Raw genomic sequence first — 2,162 nt, forward strand, 5'->3', positions numbered from 1 at the left:
ATAAACTTATAGGATAGATAATAAATTCCATATAGAGGTGGATTCATATGCCTAAAATTGACAATATACTAGCAATTCTATGGATGCTTAGTTCAGGTGAAAAAATTACTGCAAAACAAATTTCAGAAAAGTTAGAGATGAATATAAGGACTGTGTATCGTTATATTGATACACTTTCAACTAGTGGTGTACCTATAATTTCAGACACAGGACATAACGGTGGATACACTTTATTGAACAATTTTATTGAAGCTCCTCTTTTTTTTGATTTTGAGGAGCAAACCTCACTATTTCACGCTGCTGTTTTTGCAGAAGAAGCCGGATATTATGGAGGTGAAGCACTAAATAGGGCTATTTCAAAGCTAAGCAAATATTCAAATCAAGAGCAGGAAACAAAGATAAACCAACATTTAACCAGTCTTGAAGTAATAAGTCGATTAAGTTCCCTCTCTATGGAACCTTTCTTGAAGGAGTTGGAGCAGGCCGTAGCTGATGGATACTCTACTAAAATTCTATACCATAAAAGTGGCGAAGAGCAATCAAAGTATAGATTGGTTGATCCGTACAGAATTATTTATTGGAATAATAAGTGGTATGTGATTGGATTTTGTCATCTTAGGAATGATATTCGTAGTTTTAGAGTAGATCGAATTGAAAGTCTAATGCTAACCGAAAATAAGTTTAACCGGCCAGAAAATTTTTCAGCACGTGACTTTTTTATGAAAAACCTCCTTCCAACTATAGAAGATAAGGAAGGGATTATCCCTTTGGTTATTAATGGAAACGCAAGGGCGTTGGGTGATATTTGCCAACATTGGTTTTTAGGACATTATTTACAAGAACGGACATCAAATCAAGCAGTATTTCTTCTTGAAAAAAATATGATACATACATATGTACCTTATTTACTTTTACCGTACGGTAAATCTATTCAAGTTATTGAGCCAATAAGTCTTAAGAAAAGACTTATTGAAGTTCTGTCGGAATTAATAAAATTTCATCAAGTATGATAACTTCCCTGACGTTAGCTGTCAGGGAAGTTATATTATAATAGGCTATATCAATTGTAATAGGAGTGTTAATGGATGCAAAGAAAAAAAGTTTATCTTTATGTATTTAATTCAATGTCAGACTGGGAATATGGATATTTAATTGCTGAACTAAACTCAGGAAGATTTTTCAAAAAAGATTTAGCACCTTTAAAAGTAGTTACAGTAGGAGTTAATAAAGAAATTATTACTACGATGGGAGGTCTGAGCATAAAACCAGATATTTCCCTTGATGAATGTACTCTTGAGAGTAAAGATCTTTTAGTTTTACCTGGAGGGAATACTTGGAGAGAAGATATTCATCAACCTATCTTGAAAAAAACTGGCGAAGCTTTAAAGCTTGGGACTATTGTTGCTGCAATTTGTGGTGCAACTGAGGGACTAGCGAATATTGGATACCTAGATTCTAGAAAGCATACAAGCAATAACTTAGAGTACATTAAAATGGTCTGTCCTAATTATAAAGGAGAAGAATTTCATGAGATGGGACCTGTGGTATCTGGTGAGAATTTGGTCACTGCATCAGGAGTAGCTCCTCTGGAATTTGCGATGGAAGTACTGAAAAAATTAGATGTATTTGCACCAGATACATTACATTCATGGTATAACCTAAATAAGACTCATAAACCTGAATACTTCTTCCAGTTAATGAATTCAATAAATAGATGAGCGAAAAAAATTAACTTAGCAGTTTTAAATTAGTTAAAATAATTACCATGCTTTAGACGATGTCAAAGCATGGTTTTTGTATATAGCTTAAAAATGTTTATGGAAGTAAAAAACTTACAAAGCACACCCTGACGTTGTTATTAATAGAACTGGTAACTAAATCTCTTTTTAATCTTATTGAACAACGGTGGGCTTTTTTTCTTTGGTAATAATGATGGAACGATCTTCAAGAATCGGGCGCTTTTCTTTAGTAACGAATAAGCCCAATTTCTCAGCATTGAAAATTGGGCTTTTTAATATTGATTTCCTTAACGTTGTAAATTCACATTTTGCTAGTGGTACCTATGGCGTTTTCCCCATAATGAAAAAACCGAGTTAATATTCACATGTAAAGATAGCTGGCTTTAAAGCTGGATTTGCAAAACCAAAGTGACAGGTCTTGAG

Annotated in this window: 2 protein-coding genes; both read left to right on the forward strand. The window is 33.4% G+C overall.

The window, feature by feature from the left end:
* Nucleotides 1-47: 47 nt before the first annotated feature.
* Nucleotides 48-1,010 carry a helix-turn-helix transcriptional regulator gene (locus V7164_RS22090; protein WP_053477974.1) on the forward strand — a complete coding sequence of 321 codons (963 nt, stop codon included), beginning with the start codon at nt 48-50 and terminating at the stop codon, nt 1,008-1,010.
* A gap of 75 nt (nt 1,011-1,085) precedes the next feature.
* Nucleotides 1,086-1,718, forward strand: a complete 633-nt coding sequence (locus V7164_RS22095; RefSeq protein WP_335355241.1) for a type 1 glutamine amidotransferase family protein — start codon at nt 1,086-1,088, stop codon at nt 1,716-1,718.
* The last annotated feature ends 444 nt before the right edge of the window (nt 1,719-2,162 follow it).

This window comes from Bacillus sp. JJ1474 (assembly GCF_036965225.1).
Classification (GTDB): Bacteria; Bacillota; Bacilli; order Bacillales; family Cytobacillaceae; genus Cytobacillus.